The organism is Wolbachia endosymbiont of Nilaparvata lugens (assembly GCF_007115045.1).
Classification (GTDB): Bacteria; Pseudomonadota; Alphaproteobacteria; order Rickettsiales; family Anaplasmataceae; genus Wolbachia.
The window spans coordinates 332,603-351,132 of record NZ_MUIY01000002.1 but is presented as its reverse complement, the minus strand read 5'-3'; the positions used below and the strand labels follow the sequence as shown (position 1 = coordinate 351,132).

The window sequence follows — 18,530 nt, the reverse complement described above, 5'->3', positions numbered from 1 at the left end:
CTATGCTTGAGGTTGAATAAAAATTCCATCAAACTTTAATTCCTTAAGCTTTTCACCAGTTGCAAAACCTTCAATCTCAAAATTTTGAGTTGCTTCTCTCATAAATTCAGTTTCGTATGAAGTACTTGACAGCAGCTCTGTCGTTTCTTTAACATTAAATACTCTTGTTACTGGACTTTTCCAATTAGTGGTAACCTCGGTCCAGTGGTCAATGTTTTTATTTAGAGTAACTTGTGCCGGGACTGGATCAAAAGCTTGATATGGATTAATCTTTTCTCCTTTAGTCTGTAAAATCTGCTCCAGTAACGGTTCAAGTTCATATGGCAAAAGATATCTTTCCCCACCTTTTTCAATATCTGCAACTTCTACATCTATTGGCAAAACTAGCTCCCTATTTACTATCGCTGCAGTCTGCAAAATTCCTTGATCACGCATATCATCGTCAAAAAATGAATCAACAAATACTCCTTTTTTGGTGGTAGGTTCTCTTGAATTTGCATCACTGCGTAAACGTTCCTCTGCAACCAGCGCATAAAGATCATTTATTCCTTTTTTCATTGCTTCAAGCTCATTCATCGGTACAGCATGAATAGCATTATTCACTATTTTTACCCCTTCTTTTTCTCCGTTTTTCCACGTTTGGTGAATGTAGCAGAGCAAAAGTTGTCCACTAGGTGCTTTAGGCATTGATGGTCGCCAAGGGTGAGCTATACCTTTTATTCTCCTTACCACCCCTTTGCTATCGATAGTAATTAAATCAAAACGGGGCATTTTCCAAGTGTAATCAATCAGAACCAAGCTGTTATCAACTGCACCTTTTACTTTACACCCCTCTTCACTTATATCTTCAGGGCTTACGTGGGTACGGCAACGATAGGTTATTTGATAACTACTTCCAGGAGCTGGTTCTTTGCCTGGTAATGACCAATCAACATTTCCTGCGTTTAATTTATAATCTACACTATTTTCATAAATTACATTGCCTTGTTTAGCTTGAATAATCTCAAGTACTGCAGAGTCAGGTATTGGATCAATGGCTCCTGAATATGAACCATGAGTAATGGTAATAGTTTTTTGAATAGTGATATCTACTTTTTTAATTTCACTTATTGGGAAATCATTAACTTTAAGCTCCATTACCCTTTGGCTATTTGGCTGAAAAGTATGTGGTTCTGATTCAACTGATTTTATATCTGGATCTTCATCAAAAGAAATGCGAATACTGTGAGGTAACTCAATCTCATAGCCATCAACATGAGCTTTGCCCTCATTAATCACAAATATTTTTTTTCCTCCTTCTCCCTCTTCCTTTTGCAGGAACATTACTTCAAGACCATTTACGACGTAGGAACCATTTGCCTCTTTGTCATAACGAGCAAGAGCGGTAGTTACTATATTTGCTTGTGGTGGCGGTGAATGTTCTATTAATACTCCATTTTTAATATGGTAAATTGGGTAAAATTCGCCATTTGTAGAGTTAACAGTAACACTTTCTACTTGCTATCCCCAAATGGTAGAAACTTTAAGTCTTGCAGCTCCTACTTCCTGATAATTTCTTGTACCAACAGCAGGATCACGAAGATTTTCGTCCTCAAGTTCTGTAATCGTAGATTCTAGATAATAAACACCTATGCGAACTATAGTACTCAGTGGAATAATAAATTCTTCTTTTTCGACTTTTCTAACTGCACCACGCAGATAGATTTTTCCTCCTTCAAGTGTAACTTTACCAGTTTCTCTATCTATAATACAATTGCTTCCCGTTATAACATCACCATCACGAAATATTGCATCGCCTATGCCTTTAAGCTTAGAGAGAGCATACTCCTGAGTTTCGTTTAATTCTGCAGATTGCAAACCTCTTCCAGCTAGAAACAAGCTTTTCTCATATTCTTTGTCAGGATTAAAGCGATTGTAATAGGCGTTTAAAGTCATTTTATGCTAGAAAAATTCAAAAAGTTACAACAAATGAAAAAGTTTCCCGGGTGGCAGCAGTTCTGATAAGCGGCACTGTATGCTCAAGGACCAATAAAATTCCAGGATCTTCTATATCTTGTGGTTCAAAATATCTCTGTCCTTCAGGTAATCCTTCTTTTATTTTAGTACCAACCATAACCCCTAATTCCCGTATAACTTGATTTGCTGCGTCCGTGAAATCGAAAGTAAATTTAAGGTACAAATTATTGGTTGGTACATTTGAGGACCTAAACCTCCCTGTTGGAGTCAAAAGCTCTCCATTCTCATCACCTATGCAGAATAGTACTTCATCTGCAGTACGTCTACCAAGCTCATTGAGCAGTTTTTCAGAAGTTATCAGCTCTGGTGGTGTGCTTTCAGTATACTCTATAGTAACTGCACTATTTGCCGTGATAGAGCTATTTTTCGTACGTTTTATTACACCAGTACTGCTATCAACTATATAATCTATACTTGGCTGATAAGTTGTTTGTCCTGTAAAAACCCTTACATCTTTAATAGTATGGTGATCTAGAGCTATTTCACCCTCAACAAAAACTTTTTCGACCTGATGGCTACTTCCAGAGCTTGAATCACCACTTCCCCAAGCAAGATGTAGAGATTGCTCTTTTATGCTGGCTGCTATTGCTGCTCTACCTGATTGTGTAAGAATTGACATTTGAAAATTTGACTCCTGTATTATATATATACACGGTTGCTCAACAATTCGTCCAAATAATGTAAAAAAAGTTTAAATAATTTTAAGGCAGCTTTTGAAAATCAACTAAATCATAGAAAATAAATCCTATATTTGAGCAAGATTTTTGAAAATCAGCCAGCCTTTCCCATTAGCTTTTACATTTTCAAATTTCAGCAATTCACTTTCAATTTTCATATAAGCAGTCTGTCTTATTTAATTTTAGAGAAGTCTTATTTGATCTATTAATAAAATAATTATTGTCTTATTTTATTTTTCATAATAGATAAACTATTCTTATTTAAATTCTGCAGAGTCTCGAAAGAAGAATTAGTAATAAATCTTTGATTATTCGAGGTTTTTATGAAATCTAAAAATTCTTTTTCAGGAATTGATCCAATAATTGTTAAATATATAAAGTACTATGCTAGCTGTCTTAATCATACTAACTGCTTTATTGATAAGAGTCTTGAAGATATAGAGCTGGAACTTTTTTGTGAGGTTTGGCCTTGCCTTAGTCTGTATGATAAAACAAGAAGTAGCTTTAATACTTTTGTTGCTAATTTAACTAGACGTCGTGCTCGTAACCTCTTGCGTAACCAACTATGCACTAAACGTCAGATTAACTTTGGTATTGATGATAACATACCAGATTCTAAATATCTTGAAGATGATATAATGGTATACATTGACGTAAAAAATATAATCTCAAAATTACCGAAATCTCATAGAAAAATATGTGAGCTGCTTAAGGTTTCTACTATTACTGAAGCTTCAAAAACAACAGGTATACCAAAAACAACTGTCTACAACATTTTAAAGCAGATACGGGATAAATTTTCATCTTTAAAATGAGATCTTCTCGAACTTTTTTTATAAGTTTTGGACGAATTACATAGGTCACCGTGTATATATCTAGGTAGTTAAACCAGGAGAAAAATGAAAATAATTGGTAGAAATGAACGACTGAAGATGCAAACAGGAACGAAAATTGTGATCTTTGGTCCTTATGGAATTGGCAAAACTAGTTTACTTAAAACTCTTGATGAATCAACAACACTTTGCCTTGATTTTGAAGCAGGACTTCTAGCTGTACAAGACTGGAAAGGAGATTCAATCAATATGCGCACTTGGAATGAGGCCAGAGACATTGCTTGTCTTATTGGTGGTCCTAATCCTGCGCTGAAATCTGATCAAGCGTATAGTCAAAAACACTATGAGCATGTCTGTAGCAAGCACAAAGATCTTCTTTCTGAAGTTTCTAAATACCAATGCATCTTTGTAGATAGTATAACCGTTGCTTCACGTTTATGTCTATTATGGTCAAGAATGCAACCTGAGTGTTTTTCTGATAGATCGGGAAAAGAAGACAAAAGAGCTGCTTATGGATTACTTGCTCAAGAGATGATGGCTTGGCTCAATCAGTTTCAACATATCAGAGATAAAGACATCATCATAGTTGGCACATTAGGTCAATATCTAGATGACTGCAATCGTCCAACTTGGCTACCTCAATGTGAAGGAGCTAAAACTGCTAGTGAGATTCCAGGTATTGTTGATGAGGTGATCAGCATGGTTGGAATTAAGAAAGATAATGGCACAGAAGTACGTTCATTTATCTGTCAGACTATTAATACTTGGGGATACCCAGCTAAAGATCGAAGTGGCTGTCTGAGTATGGTTGAAGAACCACATTTGGGTAAATTACTTGCGAAAATTAAAGCCAAAACTTTGGCTCCTATTGCTTAATTAAAAATTGGAGAATAATTATTATGGAACAAAGCTTTTTCAATATCGGTCAAAAAATCCCTTTCTTCAGCGTAAAGGAGTATTTAAGTGATCAAACGCCAATACCAGAAGATATCATCTGTCCTAGAATTTTAACGAAAAGAGGTTTATTGGTACTGGGTGGCCCACCTAAAATCGGCAAAAGTGACTTTTTGATCTCTTGGCTTGTTCATATGGCTGCTGGTAGATCATTTCTTGGTATGACACCAAGTAGACCTTTGAAAATTTTCTACATGCAAACTGAAATTGAATATGAATATATGAAAGAACGTTTGCAACAACTTCAACTTGATAATGAACTTTTGGATGTGGCTGCTAACAACTTAATCATTACGCCAAAAGTGCACTTATCATTTAATCATGATGAAATAAGTGGAATCAAGGAAATTGTAAATGAACGCTTTAAACCTGATGTTTTGGCCATAGATCCATTGCGTAACATCTTTAGCAGTGAGTATGGAAATGAAAATGACAATAGTGCTATGTTGTTCTTTCTGCAAAAGACTCTTGAAAAGCTACGCAGTGCTGTCAATCCAGATGCTTGTATTGTACTCACTCATCATACAAAAAAATTATCAAAAAAGATGCTGGAAGAAGATCCATTTCAGGGTTTGAGCGGAGCTGGGTCTTTAAGAGGTTTCTACAGTACTGGGATGGTAATGTTTGCTTATGACGAAGAAAGTACTGTACGTCAGATAGTATTTGAGCTTCGCAATGGTGAACGCGTGCCAAACAAACTTGTCGATAAGATAAATGGTCATTGGGAGCTTGTAGACCAATGGAGTTGATTCTTTTTTTTACTTAAATTATAGGAGACAATATGTTATCAGATTTTTTAACTGATTTTAATAACGCGAAACTGCAAAGCAGTTTAATACCGAAAGGTATAATAGTCAAGGTAAAAATGGCAATAAAGCCTGGAGGTTATGAAAATTGGTTCACTAAAAGCTATGCTACCGGCAGCATCTATTTAAACGCTGAATTTATTGTCACTGAAGGTCCATATGCAAAACGCAAGATTTTTCAAGTAATTGGTATTAAAAGTGGCAAAGCAAGCGTTGAAGTAGAAGACATCTGGGGAGAATCTGGACGTTCTATGCTTAGAAGTATTTTAGAGTCAGCACGGAACATTCATTCAAATGACACTTCAGAAAAAGCAGTTATTGCTAGAAAAGTCAACTCTATAGCTGATTTTAACGGGGTAGAGTTTACTGCAAAAGTTGGTATTGAAGCTGATAGATATGGAGAAAAAAACAAGATTGCCACTGTTATTACTCCAGAACAATCTGAAGTTGATTGGTTGCCATTTTGAAGTACGACGAAGAGAAGCTCTGGATTGCTGTAATTGAGAGAGCTATCAAAGATGCAGCAGGAAAGAATCTAGAGCTAAAGAAAGAAGCAATTAAATGGTTTGATTCAGAGTCTTTTGAAACTGTTTGTGAGCTAGCTAATCTCAGCTCTAAACGTATGAAAAGTATGTATGGGGGTTTTATGCAGAGAAAGGAAATAAAAGGATTATTGATTGATAATATTAAGAAGTGTGTACCTTACCTAATTCCAAACGGTCATTTTTATCGAGAGAGGACTTATGTTGGTAATTGTGATGAGGATACGATTACAGTTAAAATAGTGGGTAAAGAAGCTGGAAATTGGCGTAATTTTACTAAAGGAATCAGTGGTGATATTATTGATCTTTGGACTTTAGTTAAAGGTGATATAAATTCCGCTAAGAAGTGGTTAAATACTAAAGAAAACACAACAGAACATAAAATTACATCGTTTTCAGCAAGGCATTACTTGAATGATAAATCACCAATGCCAAAAGATATAATAGGCCCAAGAATTTTAACTCCAGGAGGTCTTTTGGTTATAGGTGGAACTCCAAAAATCGGAAAAAGTAATTTTCTTCTTTCCATGTTAGTACATTTAGCTGCTGGAGTATCATTTCTTGGTATGAAGCCTGCAAAGCCACTTAAGATATTCTATCTACAGAATGAAATGGAATATGATTACATAAGAGAACGCTTACAGAAGCTAAGAATCAGCAAGAAAACCCTTGATGCAGGAACAGAAAACTTAGTTATTACTAAAAAAGTACAATTAACTTTGAATGTGGAAAAAATAAAAGAAATTATGTCGGAAAATCTCGATGTAAAAACAGTTGATCTTATAGTAATAGACTCTCTTTTTGATTATAGAAGTATGATCTCTTTTCTGCAAAATGGTATTGATGAACTACGCTCTATAACTAATCCTACGGCTGGAGTAATAGCTACACATTACACCAAAAAAGTGTCAACAACCACGTTAAAAAAGAATCCATTTCAAGCATTGAGTGGTGCTAATGTTTTAAGAAGTTTATATACATCTGGAGTAATGATATTTAGGCCAGAAAGGAATACTCTGCAATTGATGTACGAACTTAAAAACGGCAAACCAATACCAACAAAATTCATAAACATGGTTAACGGACGCTGGATAGCTACAGCTTAACCAAATTTCTAAACTTTAAATATATTGGAGATTTGATGGTTATTTATTGTGATTTTAATACTGTAGATTCAAAAAAAAATGGAAGCTATAAATTATCAGAAAAGAAAGAACAGCTAAAAGCTCAGCTTCTGTTGAATATCAGATCATGCCTTTCTTATCTATTACCAAGAGGGATTTTTCGTGGTGATAAGTTTTATGTAGGCAATGTACAAGGTGATAAAGGCAAGAGTCTAGTAGTAGAATTAAGTGGCAATGAAGCTGGCTTATGGCATGATTTTGCAACAGGAGAAGGTGGTGATATTATCGACCTTTGGGCGGGAGTAAATAGAAAAAGTACAAGAATAGAGTTTCCTGAAGTAATGGCTTCTATAGCTGAATGGTTTGGAAAAAAAACATACTAGGAAATATAAAAATCTAGAACAATTTTTAACATGCAGTTGGAACTACTACGATGAAAACAATCAAGTTATTGTCATAGTCAACCGTTATGATCTTCCCGGAGGAAAAGAATATCGTCCTTTTGATGTAAAACGATCTAAGTTTGCTGCACCAGAAATAAGGCCTCTATACAACATCCCAGGAATTTTAAAGTCTGATAAAGTTGTTCTGGTTGAAGGAGAAAAATGTGCTGAAGTTCTAATAGAAAAAGGAATAACAGCAACAACAATAATGTCTGGAGCAAATGCACTTATTGAGAAAACAGATTGGACTCCACTTAAAGGTAAAAATATTATTATTTGGCCAGATAATGATGAACCAGGTAAAAAGTATGCTGAAAATGCTAAAAAAAAGCTTTTAGAGATCGGAGTTGCATCACTTGTTGTTCTTAATATTCCACAAAATAAACCGAAAGGCTGGGATGCTGCTGATTGTGTATTAGAAGGAATGAACGTTGAAGAATTTGTTCTTAACAATAAAAGCCCTAGAAAGTCAAAAACAATTGATACTACAGCTTGGACTAACACTGCTCCAGAGAGAAAATGGATTATTAAGGATTGGCTCCCTGTGGGAAGTGTTACAGCTCTTTACGGTGACGGTGGTGTTGGAAAATCTCTTCTTGCTCAACAATTAATGACTGCTGCTGGTATTGGTAAATCTTGGTTTGGTATAGATATTCAGCAGATGAGAACATATGGTGTGTTTTGTGAAGATGAGGAGGAAGAACTTTGGCGCAGGCAATGTGCAATACATAAACTTTATCAATTGGATATGGAATCTTCTGATTTTCATGACAATGTTTGCTTGTCATCTCGAGTATGGAAAAATAATATACTTATGGTTTTTAATAACAAAGATGTAGGCCAATTGACCCATTACTTTCAGGAGTTACTTGAAGATATTGAATTGTTTCAGCCAAAGCTAGTGATTTTGGATACAGCAGCAGATCTATTCGGAGGTAATGAAAATAATCGTTCCCATGTAAGACAATTTATTCAAAACTGTTGTGGTCGTATAGCAGAAGCAATAAAAGGGGCTGTTTTGTTGTGTGCTCATCCTTCTGATTCAGGGATAGTACGTAAAACAGGTACAGGAGGTTCAACAGCGTGGAATAATTCTGTTCGATCTAGATGGTATTTGTCAAAACCAGAAAAGGCTTGTACTTGCCCTAATGATCGTGTTCTTTGCCGCATGAAATCTAATTATTCTGCATCTGAACAAGATAAAATTTCATTGTATTGGCACAACGGGTCATTTATGCAACATGATGTAACCTTTGATTCGGGAAGAATAGTAAGAGATAATTATAATCGAAAACTTGATTTGGAACGCTCAAGAAGACATGACATTATTTTAGAGTTAATTGCTAATGAAGCATATAAAGGTGAAACTTACACTGCAGCACACTTTGCTAAGTATTTTGAGGGAAAACTAGGCCTTGGAAGTGAACGTAGCATCCGTGAAAGGATTAGCCATCTTGCAGCTCTTGGCTATATAAAGTTCTTTAAGGAAGCTCTTGGATATAAAGTATCAAGCACTAAATCAAAGTACGGCTATTTATGTGTTAAAGACATGGAGTTAAAAATTTCTGAAAATCAACATGTACTGATAAAGCCAGATTATTATCTTTCACCAAATAACGGAGTAACTTTACCAGTTGAAAATCCAGACGTTTGGGTTATACATAATTCTATAAAACAAGATGGCAAAATAGTATAGTAAGTTGGCAAGACGGTAAGTTGGCAGACTTAAGAATTCGCCATCTTGCCAACTTAAAATTGATAAAAATACGAGAAAATCAATAGCTTAAAGAAATAGTAAGATGGCAAGATGGCAAAAAGTTGCCAACTAGGTAGCATGGGTAAAGTCCTCCTATATAGAGGGTTTAGGGAAGTTGGCAAGATGGCAAAAATCTATATATATATATAAATATATACTATGCTATTATACATAGTATATATCAGTTAAGAGAAGAACTTAACATTTTTTGAGATCCTTTCATAATTTTGCTTTGTCTATGGAGTTGCAACCTGTAATAAAAATATAAAGTGATTCGATATTGATGCTACGACCTTTTGGAAAAATTAAAATATTCGCAAAAAACTCGATAGTATTCAAATTGCTGATGTTTAGTTGCTTTATTTACACCCTGAGAAGAGATGGTTTCTTAAAAAAAGGCTAAAAAATACGTTTTTAAGCTAGGTGTAATTTTTAGGATGGGTTTTATCTAAGCTTATAACAGACCTTAAAGCTCAAATAAAAGCTATTCTTTAATCACCGTAGAAGAAAGAAAATCTTTCAAAAAAACTGTTAACGCAAAGTAGAGACGAATATTTAAGTCTTGGGTTTTATGTCTCCATATTGATGGGCAAAACTAGAGCTGTACCTTTTAACGTTTATACTCTGACTTTAAAAAATAGTGCCTTTTACCCTAAATTTTTATTGATTAAAAAACTGTAGTTGCAAAGAAAATTTTTGAAGTCTAGAGAACAAGTGGCTAGTAAATTTTTGAAAGGTTATTTTTGCAACAGCTAACTCTTGTTACTTCTACCATAAGGACGGTGACAAAATGTCCCCACCCTTTAAAGCTCTTGAAGAGGTCATTACAACACTACCTATAATTTAGATAGAGAAAGGGCCATCTTTTTTTAATTAACGCTTGTAAACCCCTTAAAAACCCGAATACAAGGCATCGTAAAAGATTCTATTAGTGTAAACAAACCCATGGTTGAGTTTAACATCATTTTTATTCATTGTAAAGGAAAGTTTTTAAGAACCTGTTCATAATCTTTTGAGGGTAAAAGCAAATTTGCAGGCTAATATTGAGTTTTTGCTTATCACAATCTTCTACATTTTTCCAACCAAGCAAAAGAGCTTTCAGAAAGCCATCTTTTCAGCAGTGCAGTAAAAAAATGTAACTCACCTTATGAATGTAATCCATTATGAGAGATAAATAAGCTAGAGTTTTAACCTCATGCTGCATAATTGTAACCTGAAAGCTGAGCATAAACTTTTGCAAGTAACTGAGCATCAATTAGCGCCCCGTGTGATGTTCTATCATTCAGCGATATATCAAAACGCTTGCATAACTCATTTAAAGATGCAGGTGACTTTGGAAACTTTTTTCTCGCAAGTGGTAATGTATCTAACACTCTGTTTGAAGAGATTAATTTGGCATTCAGTTTACCAAGTTCCATATTAAGGAATTCTACATCGAACTTAGCATTGTGAATTACCAAAATATCATTAGATATGAATTTAAGGAATTCAGGTGCAATCTCTGAAAATAATGGTTTATCTTTTAAGAATTCTTCACTGATGCCGTGAACCTTAAATGCCCCTTTGTCTATATGCCGTTCTGGATTGATGTACCAGTGGGATACTTTGCCTGTTGGAATACGGTTCCACACACCCTATTTCAATAATACGGTGACCGAACTTAACACTAAGACCAGTAGTTTCAGTATCAAGCACTATTTCACGTTGCTTAGAAAGTGCTACAGTTAGAGTAGTTTTTACCGCTTTTTTTCTTCTGGCTAACAATTTTTGTATAGCACCTTCAGATTTTACTTCGCCCTCTACTCCAGAGCATATAGGTACTTTGGTGTTTTGTCTTGTCACGTTTCTAAGGATAACTACTTCATCATCTAAAAATTTTTTACCATTGCCCTCTACATAAAGTGAAGTAAGATTTTTGAGTGCTATATCTCCTCCATAGTGATGGCGCCATACTCCAACAATGTTATTGTTTTCTACATTTAATAAAGTAAGATTTGGGAGACGTTTGCTGCCAATCAAAAATGCAAAACCTCTGTCGCCAATATTATTATTACTTATTTCAAGCGAAGTGAGATTTGTTAAATTGCCTAAACCTATATATCCTGCACCTTCAAAACCAAGTTTATTATTCCTTAGAGTAAGCAAAGTAAGATGTGTAAGTTTAGCTAACTCTTTTATATCTTTACTATCAATCTCTACATTTATTAAACTAACCTCGTTAATGCTTTTTTTATTCTGTAGAAAGTTTGCTAGCTCTCTTACATCAATTTTAGCACTTATATCTGATATTGTTAAAACTTTATCATGTACATATTCGCTAAAGCTCACCTTACCCCCCATTAACATACTATGTGAATATTGTAGCTGATATTTTAGTAAATGTCAATTCTAGACTGGCTTTTTTACTACAGATGTTTGAATTTATAGATTATTGACATTTGTGCTCTTTTTTACTTTCAATCGATAATTAGCGTTAGCAGCACTCAAAGAAAGTATAAAAGGATTGAGACGATAACCATGTTCCTTGCAAGAATATCCTGGCCAGCCAATGTTTTCAATAACGTCGTTACAATCTGTACTAAGCTCTTTGGATAAAATTTCTTTTATTGCTTTAATCATTCTATTTAGTGGCCTTTCTAATCTTATACTCTAAATTGTGAATTTCTGAATTAAAACCCAAACTCTCTCCTAGTTGATTGATATTAAGGAACTTATATTTTTCTGCTGGCAATCCGCTTTTGAAATCCTGCCAAAACTGAGCTAATAACACATGCATAATATCAAGACGTGCTACTGAATGCCTACTGATAATTTGGATGTTATTTATGTAGATTGAGTTATTTATAATATGCAAATGCAGTACCTTAGGCTGAGATAGCTCAGTGGATGGAACGAGCGACATTTACTAACTTATTATGTTTAATAAACTTATTGTAGTATATTTTCAATAAAAAAGTAGAAGTTTTTTGGACGAATTTTGAAGTTACCGTGTATATATATTATGTACACACTACAACTTACCTCTAATTTCTAGTAATGTCAATCCTAACACTGGACCTCGGCAAACAAACAGGCTGGGCAATTCTAACAGATGGAGTAATTGAAAGTGGAAGCAAAAGTTTTCATGGTAGTCGTTTCAGTGGAGGTGGTATGTGCTTCTTGAATTTTCGTAATTGGCTCAATTCTTTGAAAGACATTTCTGCAGTGTATTTTGAGGAAGTAAGAAGACATTTAGGAACTGATGCAGCGCATTGCTACGGTGGTTTTCTTGCAGTTCTCTCTGCTTGGTGTGAAGAACATCATGTGCCCTACCAAGGTGTTAATGTTAAAACTATCAAACGCTTTATAACAGGCAAAGGTAATGCAAGTAAGAGTGAAGTTATTGAAGCTGTAAAGAAAAAAGGGGTTTCACCTAGAGATGATAATGAGGGGGATGCTTTGGCTTTGATGTTCTACGTTAGTAAAGATTTTAACACATTAAAAATACCGTAAAAGTGGGTCCTTTCGGCCATACTGGCGGGTTTGGTGGGTTAGACCCCAGGCCTTTTCTAGTGTTAGACATATTTTGAATATTAACTTTTTAATTATTAAGATATGAATTTAGCAATCCACTACTATCCTGTTGAAAACCTCGTCGAATATAAGCGTAATCCTCGTAAAAATGATGATGTAGTCAACAGAATGTGTGCTTCAATCAGGGAATTCGCCTTTCGTATACCAATAGTTGCAAAAAGTGATGGTACTGTGGTTGATGGTCATTTAAGACTTAAAGCAGCAATAAAACTTGGTATGGAGAGTATTCCAGTGGTCTTAAGTGATAATTTAAATGAACCACAAACCAAAGCTTTTCGATTACTGGCAAATCAATCAGCTAATTGGGCAAAGTGGGATGATGAGCTTTTGAAAGTAGAAATTCAAGAGTTAGAAGATTTGCAATTTGACCTTAAAATGACAGGATTTGAATTGGAAAAAGTTCAAAGGTTTCTCGATGATTTTGATGGTGAAAAAGAAGATCTTTCTGATTTAGCTGTTGATAACAAAAAAGTAACAAAACCAGGTGATCTTTGGATTTTAGGTGATCATAGAATCTATTGTGGTGATAGCTCTGTAGTTGAATCATATAAAGCGCTGTTAGATGATAAAATGGCAGACATTACTGTTTGTGATCCTCCATATAACGTTGATTATGGTAGCAGTCAAGAAAGAGAAGATAAAAAAATATTAAATGATAATCAAGGTGAAAAGTATGAGCTTTTTCTTTACGACATCTGTTCCAATATTTTAGCATATACGAAGGGAGCAATTTACATCTGCATATCATCATCAGAGTTTTCAACGTTACAAAAAGTATTTGAGGAAGCAGGAGGAAAATGGTCGACATTTATCATTTGGGCAAAGAATCACTTTACGCTAGGCAGGTCTGATTATCAAAGACAATACGAAGCAATGCTCTATGGATGGAAAAGCGGCAATAAACGTGAGTGGCATGGAGGAAGAAATCAAAGTGATCTGTGGTTTTATGATAAGCCAACACACAATACATTACATCCAACGATGAAGCCAGTAGAGCTAATGGAGAGAGCAATAGTAAACAGCAGCAGATCAGGAGACATAGTACTTGATCCATTTAGTGGCTCTGGCAGCACACTGATTGCATGTGAGAGAACAGGAAGAATTTGTAGGACAATAGAGCTAGATTCAAAATTTGTAGATGTAACGATAAAACGTTGGCAAGTGTACACAGGTAGGGAGGCAATTCTTTCTGGTACTGGTAAAACTTTTTCAAAGATTCAAGAAGAAAATTCGTAGAAAAAAGGTAAATAAAGAGAGAGAGGAGAAAAAAAGTGAAAATCACACAAACAGAATGGGCAAGAGAGATAGGAGTATCAAAGCAATATGTCTGTTATTTAGTAAAGAAAGGAATAGTTGAGTTGGAGGATGGTTTGATCGACCGAGAACAAGCAAATGAAGCGGTGGCAGCAATAAGAGATCCGAGTCAGCCATTGAGGAGGAAAAATCCAGAAAGTACAAGTAACCTCTCCACAATGTTGCTAAAAACTAGAATAAAAAATGAAATGGAACGTGGTAAACTGCTTGAGGCAAAGGCAAAAGCTGAGATTGGTGAACTTGTAGCAGTAGAGGAAGTAAAGCGCGAAGCATTTAATGTAGCAAGAGTTGTCCGTAATAATTTACTTAATATTCCAAATAGAGTTTCAGCACTACTTGCATCACTGAGTGACACTGAAAAGATTCATATGGCGCTAACTGAAGAGATCACGAACTCATTACAAGAATTATCTAACGCTAAATTTTAATAATGTCTGCTAACTTAAGTTTGGAATTAATAAAGTGTCTCATTAATCAACCTGGATTAGATGTTAATGTTAGAGGATTAAATGGAAAGACACCACTACATTGCGCTATAGAGTTTGATGAATTAAGCATGGTAGATTTGTTACTCACGAAGAAGAATATTAATACCTTTTGTGGAAGATAAATGAAGGTAAAACAATCTCTTGATTACGCCAAAGAAGGGAAAAAAGCAGAAATATTACAAGCGCTAATTAATAACAAATACGGATCAGAGGAAGATAGCTTACTTCACTTAGCTGCAATGATAGGTGAAGTTAATGCGGTTAGATATTTGATAGGAAAAGGTGTTGACGTTAATGTACGAAATGCTCTGCATCATACGCCATTACATCTAGCAGCAGGCATAGGACATGCAGAAGTTGTAAAGATTTTGATAAGAGAAGGAAAAGCTGAAATAGATGTCTTTGATGCACGAAATCAGACACCAATGCACTATGCAGTTAATAATAAAAAGTTGGAGATAGTAAAGTTACTGCTGAAGCTAGGAGCAGATGTAAATAGTGCACGCATGGGACAAAACTCAATGAAATTGTCACCTGTTCATATAGCTGTAAGTAATGCTAATTATGATGAAAGAGATTTGTGTCTTGATATTCTCAAATGCTTAATAAGGGAGCCTAATGCTCAAGTCAATTTGCAAGACTACGAAAATAAAACACCACTACATTACGCTGAAAGACTTAAAACAATAGAAGTTTTACTAACCCGAGAAGATATAGACCCTCTGGTAAAAGACGATAGCGGTAGAACACCATTTGACTACGCTAAACCTGAGATAAAGAAGGCTTTGATGAGCAATAAATATGGATCTGAAAAAAATAGTTTATTACATTTAGCTGCAAAAAGAGGAGAAATTGAGCTTGTAGAGTCCATTTTAAAAGAAGAAATTGATATTGATATTTCAAACAATAAAAGTCTATCACCGATTTACCTTGCTGCAGAAAAAGGACATTTACATGTAGTAAAATTACTACTGGAAAAAGGAGCAAACTATACACCTGTTCTGCACTCAGCAATCAAGTCAAATAATTTAGAATTGTTAAAAACTTTATTTAAAGAAAAGAGTATCAAATTACCAGATGAGATAGGCAGATCTGTACCAATTTATTATAGGTGTATAGAGCATAGAGATGCAAAAGTAAGAAAATACAATAATGTGATCTGTATTTTTACCTCAGTAAGTGCAGTAGCAATAGCGGTATATATAGGGTTAACAGCAACAACAATAAGTAGTGCAATCATTTTTGCAACAACAACAGGGATATTTGCGCTTATTATAGCACTAATGATAAGTGAGATGAGCAAAAGATATATAGAAAACGAATTTCAGAAAAAGATGTTTATGGAATTGGAGGAGTGTGGAGGAATAAACTCTACTGTTAACAATATTGAGATAGAACCAATTATGAGTAGATGCAGACAATGATATACGCCACATCTTTTTCTGAAGGTTTAAAACCAGATCCAGAGCTTAAAGTATCAGAGTGGGCAGATGAGTATCGAGTTTTAGCCCCAACTGCAGCATCAGAGCCAGGAAAATGGAGAACGGAAAGAACTCCTTATTTAAAAGAAATCATGGATTCACTTTCTCCGTCCTCACCAGCAGAAAAAGTAGTATTCATGAAAGGAGCGCAGATTGGGGGAACAGAAGCAGGTAACAATTGGATAGGCTATATCATCGATCAAACGCCAGGGCCAATGTTAGTAGTGCAGCCAACAGTTGAAATGGGAAAGCGTTGGTCAAAGGGAAGATTTGCGCCGTTAATAGAGAGTACGCCATGTTTAAAGAGTAAAGTAAAAGACCCAAGATCAAGAGATTCAGGCAATACTGTACAAAGTAAGGAATTTCCAGGTGGAATAGTTGTGATTACTGGAGCAAACAGCAGTGTAGGACTGAGGTCTATGCCAGTAAAATATCTCTTTCTTGATGAAATAGATGCGTATCCAGGAGATTCAGGAGGAGAAGGAGATCCAGTACTGCTTAGTATTGCTCGAACTAATACATTTGCACGGCGAAAGATTTTTTTAGTATCAACGCCAACGATTCATGGAATAAGCAGAATTGAGAAAGAATTTGAAGCAACAGATAAGAGATATTTTTTTGTACCATGTCCGCATTGTAATTATTACCAAATATTAAAATGGTCACAAATAAAATGGGAAGATAAAAATCCAAATACAGCACACTATATATGTATAGAATGTGGTGAAAAGATAGAAAATCATCAAAAGACAGAGATGCTTGAGCGTGGAGAATGGAGGCCTACTAATAGAGTAAAAGGTGAGAAAAAAGGATTTCATCTTTCAAGTCTTTATAGTCCAGTAGGCTGGTATAGCTGGACTCAAGCAGTAGAAGATTTTCTTCATGCAAAAGAAAGTGAACAATTACTGAAGGTTTGGATAAATACTACACTTGGAGAAACCTGGGTAGATAAAGGAGAAGTACCAGACTGGAAGCAATTATTTAACAGGAGAGAATTTTTTCCCGTAGGCACAGTACCTAGGAGAGAAGTGGTGCGTTACTGCAGGAGTAGATGTCCAAAAAGATCGTTTAGAAGTAGAAGTTGTAGCATGGGGAAAAAGCCGCGAAAGTTGGTCAATAGAATACCGAGTATTTGAAGGTGATACTGGAAGAGGAGAAGTATGGGGAAAACTCTCTGAGCTCTTAAATCATCATTTTATCGGTGAAAATGGTCTTGAATACATGATAAGTATGATGGCGGTTGATGCTGGGTATGCGACACAAGAAGTATACAACTGGGTAAGAGGTCATCAAGGCTCTGGAAGAGTGATGGCAGTGAAAGGTGTAAATAAAGCGCTAGTACCACTTGGCAGCCCAAGTAGAGTAGATATAACAGTTGGTGGGCAAAAGCTGAAAAGAGGAATAAAGCTCTGGCCAGTGGGAGTATCGATATTAAAATCAGAGCTTTTTCAGCTACTTAATATTTTAAAAGAAGGTGAAGAAGCTCCAGCAGGATACTGTCATTTTCCGGAGTATGCACCTGAATATTTTAAGCAGCTAACGGCAGAGCAATTAGTCAGTAAGGTAGTAAAAGGATACACCAAACAAGAGTGGCAAAAGGNGTATGTTTTATTTCCAATTTGCAAATCTTCAGTCTCTGTTCAAGTTGACCAAGAATTAGTTGTGCTTGACTCTTGCTTACACAATGTATAACACCATCATCAGCATATCTTGCACACTTTACACTTGGATATTCTCTTCTCATCCACATATCAAAGCTGTAGTGCATAAATAGGTTGCTTAAGATAGGACTTACTACACCCCCTTGCGGCACCCCACTGAGACGCTTTATTTTTGTCCCATCTTTTTGCTGTATCTCTGCACTTAGCCATCTTTGTATATATAAGAGAACCCACTTATTTGTGGTATGCTTTCTGACTGCTTTCATCAGTAGATTGTGGTCTATGTTGTCAAACATTCCCTTGATGTCGAACTCTATTAACCAATCTTGGTCGAAGCATCGCCTTCTCGTTTTTCCTATGGCATCTAATGCTGACTTATTTGGCCTATAACCATATGAATCCTCATCAAATACCTTCTCAAGTTCTGGTTCTAAAACACTTCTCACCACTTCCTGTGCTATACGATCGGCAACAGTTGGTATCCCAAGTGTCCTTGTTCCTCCTTCTGTCTTAATTATATCACAAGCCTTGACTGCTGGTGGAAAATAACTACCAGAAGATAGCCTATTCCATAGCTTGTAAAGGTTCTTGCTTAAGTCTTGATCAAACTTTTCAATTGTTAGATCATCAATACCTGCTCCTCCTCTGTTTTCTTTAACTTTTTTATAAGCCGAAAACACTAGAGATTTCGGTATATCAAAAGGCTTTGTTCGTTCAATCATTTTCATCCTCCTTCAAGTTGAATGATTTACTAAAGTCGACTAGCTCAACCCCTTCGCTCCATAGTCATTACAACCACTTCTTCACTACTACAAGTTGATCCGCCCCAGTGATTTGCATTGCTACTCTAAAGCTTGAGGAT

Annotated in this window: 11 protein-coding genes and 7 pseudogenes; 11 read left to right on the top strand and 7 right to left on the bottom strand. The window is 35.5% G+C overall.

Annotated elements, in window-relative coordinates:
- Together BWZ41_RS07375 and BWZ41_RS07370 are read right to left on the bottom strand one after the other, a co-directional pair.
- A pseudogene (locus BWZ41_RS07375) lies at positions 1-1,935 on the bottom strand (DUF4815 domain-containing protein).
- Positions 1,936-1,951: 16 nt separating this feature from the next.
- On the bottom strand, positions 1,952-2,635 hold the full coding sequence (locus BWZ41_RS07370; protein WP_143689929.1) for a hypothetical protein: 684 nt from the start codon (positions 2,633-2,635) through the stop codon (positions 1,952-1,954).
- Between the two features lie 381 nt (positions 2,636-3,016).
- On the opposite strand from BWZ41_RS07370, the gene BWZ41_RS07365 reads away from it, so the two are divergent.
- The 6 genes and pseudogenes from BWZ41_RS07365 (at position 3,017) to BWZ41_RS07340 (ending at position 9,091) form a co-directional block, all read left to right on the top strand.
- The gene (locus BWZ41_RS07365; RefSeq protein ID WP_143688971.1) at positions 3,017-3,508 is read left to right on the top strand and encodes a sigma-70 RNA polymerase sigma factor region 4 domain-containing protein; all 492 of its coding nucleotides are present in this window, start codon (positions 3,017-3,019) and stop codon (positions 3,506-3,508) included.
- An 84-nt stretch (positions 3,509-3,592) separates the two neighbouring features.
- The gene (locus BWZ41_RS07360; RefSeq protein ID WP_143688970.1) at positions 3,593-4,402 is read left to right on the top strand and encodes an ATP-binding protein; all 810 of its coding nucleotides are present in this window, start codon (positions 3,593-3,595) and stop codon (positions 4,400-4,402) included.
- Positions 4,403-4,425: 23 nt separating this feature from the next.
- Positions 4,426-5,229, top strand: a complete 804-nt coding sequence (locus BWZ41_RS07355; RefSeq protein ID WP_143689928.1) for an AAA family ATPase — start codon at positions 4,426-4,428, stop codon at positions 5,227-5,229.
- 32 nt (positions 5,230-5,261) lie between these two features.
- Positions 5,262-5,753, top strand: a complete 492-nt coding sequence (locus BWZ41_RS07350; protein ID WP_143689927.1) for a hypothetical protein — start codon at positions 5,262-5,264, stop codon at positions 5,751-5,753.
- Entirely contained in the window at positions 5,738-6,934 is a 1,197-nt protein-coding gene (locus tag BWZ41_RS07345) for an AAA family ATPase (protein ID WP_241653969.1), read from the top strand. Before BWZ41_RS07350 ends, BWZ41_RS07345 begins: the two co-directional genes overlap by 16 nt.
- A 35-nt stretch (positions 6,935-6,969) precedes the next feature.
- Positions 6,970-9,091 (top strand): annotated as a pseudogene (locus tag BWZ41_RS07340) (AAA family ATPase).
- 1,121 nt (positions 9,092-10,212) lie between these two features.
- Here the strand turns inward: BWZ41_RS07340 and BWZ41_RS08605 are convergent.
- The 4 genes and pseudogenes from BWZ41_RS08605 to BWZ41_RS07330 form a co-directional block, all read right to left on the bottom strand.
- Positions 10,213-10,293: pseudogene (locus BWZ41_RS08605) on the bottom strand (IS5/IS1182 family transposase); the annotation flags it as partial.
- A gap of 69 nt (positions 10,294-10,362) precedes the next feature.
- Positions 10,363-10,915, bottom strand: a pseudogene (gene dnaQ, locus BWZ41_RS08220) (DNA polymerase III subunit epsilon); the annotation flags it as partial.
- Positions 10,916-11,203: 288 nt separating this feature from the next.
- Positions 11,204-11,491, bottom strand: a pseudogene (locus tag BWZ41_RS08215) (DNA polymerase III subunit epsilon); the annotation flags it as partial.
- 81 nt (positions 11,492-11,572) lie between these two features.
- Positions 11,573-11,770, bottom strand: coding sequence for a hypothetical protein (locus BWZ41_RS07330; RefSeq protein ID WP_143689574.1), 198 nt, complete (start codon positions 11,768-11,770; stop codon positions 11,573-11,575).
- Between the two features lie 417 nt (positions 11,771-12,187).
- On the opposite strand from BWZ41_RS07330, the gene BWZ41_RS07325 reads away from it, so the two are divergent.
- The 5 genes and pseudogenes from BWZ41_RS07325 to BWZ41_RS07305 form a co-directional block, all read left to right on the top strand.
- Positions 12,188-12,643 (top strand): crossover junction endodeoxyribonuclease RuvC, encoded by a 456-nt coding sequence (locus tag BWZ41_RS07325; protein WP_143689030.1) that lies wholly within the window; start codon positions 12,188-12,190, stop codon positions 12,641-12,643.
- 102 nt (positions 12,644-12,745) lie between these two features.
- Positions 12,746-13,960 carry a DNA modification methylase gene (locus tag BWZ41_RS07320; protein WP_143689029.1) on the top strand — a complete coding sequence of 405 codons (1,215 nt, stop codon included), beginning with the start codon at positions 12,746-12,748 and terminating at the stop codon, positions 13,958-13,960.
- Positions 13,961-13,995: 35 nt separating this feature from the next.
- Positions 13,996-14,466, top strand: a complete 471-nt coding sequence (locus BWZ41_RS07315) for a hypothetical protein (protein ID WP_077188538.1) — start codon at positions 13,996-13,998, stop codon at positions 14,464-14,466.
- Between the two features lie 2 nt (positions 14,467-14,468).
- Positions 14,469-15,950, top strand: a pseudogene (locus BWZ41_RS07310) (ankyrin repeat domain-containing protein).
- Positions 15,947-17,607, top strand: a pseudogene (locus tag BWZ41_RS07305) (phage terminase large subunit family protein); the annotation flags it as partial. The pseudogenes BWZ41_RS07310 and BWZ41_RS07305, both read left to right, overlap by 4 nt.
- Before the next feature lies 1 nt (position 17,608).
- On the opposite strand, the gene ltrA reads toward BWZ41_RS07305, so the two are convergent.
- The coding region (gene ltrA / locus BWZ41_RS08600; RefSeq protein WP_410543278.1) for a group II intron reverse transcriptase/maturase at positions 17,609-18,390 on the bottom strand (782 nt) is incomplete at its 3' end.
- Positions 18,391-18,530 lie beyond the last annotated feature (140 nt).

What these genes read in the sequence shown, in the direction of transcription:
- BWZ41_RS07370 (WP_143689929.1), bottom strand. Translation starts at nt 2,635, where the DNA reads ATGTCAATTCTTACACAATCAGGTAGAGCAGCAATAGCAGCCAGCATA.
- BWZ41_RS07365 (WP_143688971.1), top strand. Translation starts at nt 3,017, where the DNA reads ATGAAATCTAAAAATTCTTTTTCAGGAATTGATCCAATAATTGTTAAA.
- BWZ41_RS07360 (WP_143688970.1), top strand. Translation starts at nt 3,593, where the DNA reads ATGAAAATAATTGGTAGAAATGAACGACTGAAGATGCAAACAGGAACG.
- BWZ41_RS07355 (WP_143689928.1), top strand. Translation starts at nt 4,426, where the DNA reads ATGGAACAAAGCTTTTTCAATATCGGTCAAAAAATCCCTTTCTTCAGC.
- BWZ41_RS07350 (WP_143689927.1), top strand. Translation starts at nt 5,262, where the DNA reads ATGTTATCAGATTTTTTAACTGATTTTAATAACGCGAAACTGCAAAGC.
- BWZ41_RS07330 (WP_143689574.1), bottom strand. Translation starts at nt 11,770, where the DNA reads ATGATTAAAGCAATAAAAGAAATTTTATCCAAAGAGCTTAGTACAGAT.
- BWZ41_RS07325 (WP_143689030.1), top strand. Translation starts at nt 12,188, where the DNA reads ATGTCAATCCTAACACTGGACCTCGGCAAACAAACAGGCTGGGCAATT.
- BWZ41_RS07320 (WP_143689029.1), top strand. Translation starts at nt 12,746, where the DNA reads ATGAATTTAGCAATCCACTACTATCCTGTTGAAAACCTCGTCGAATAT.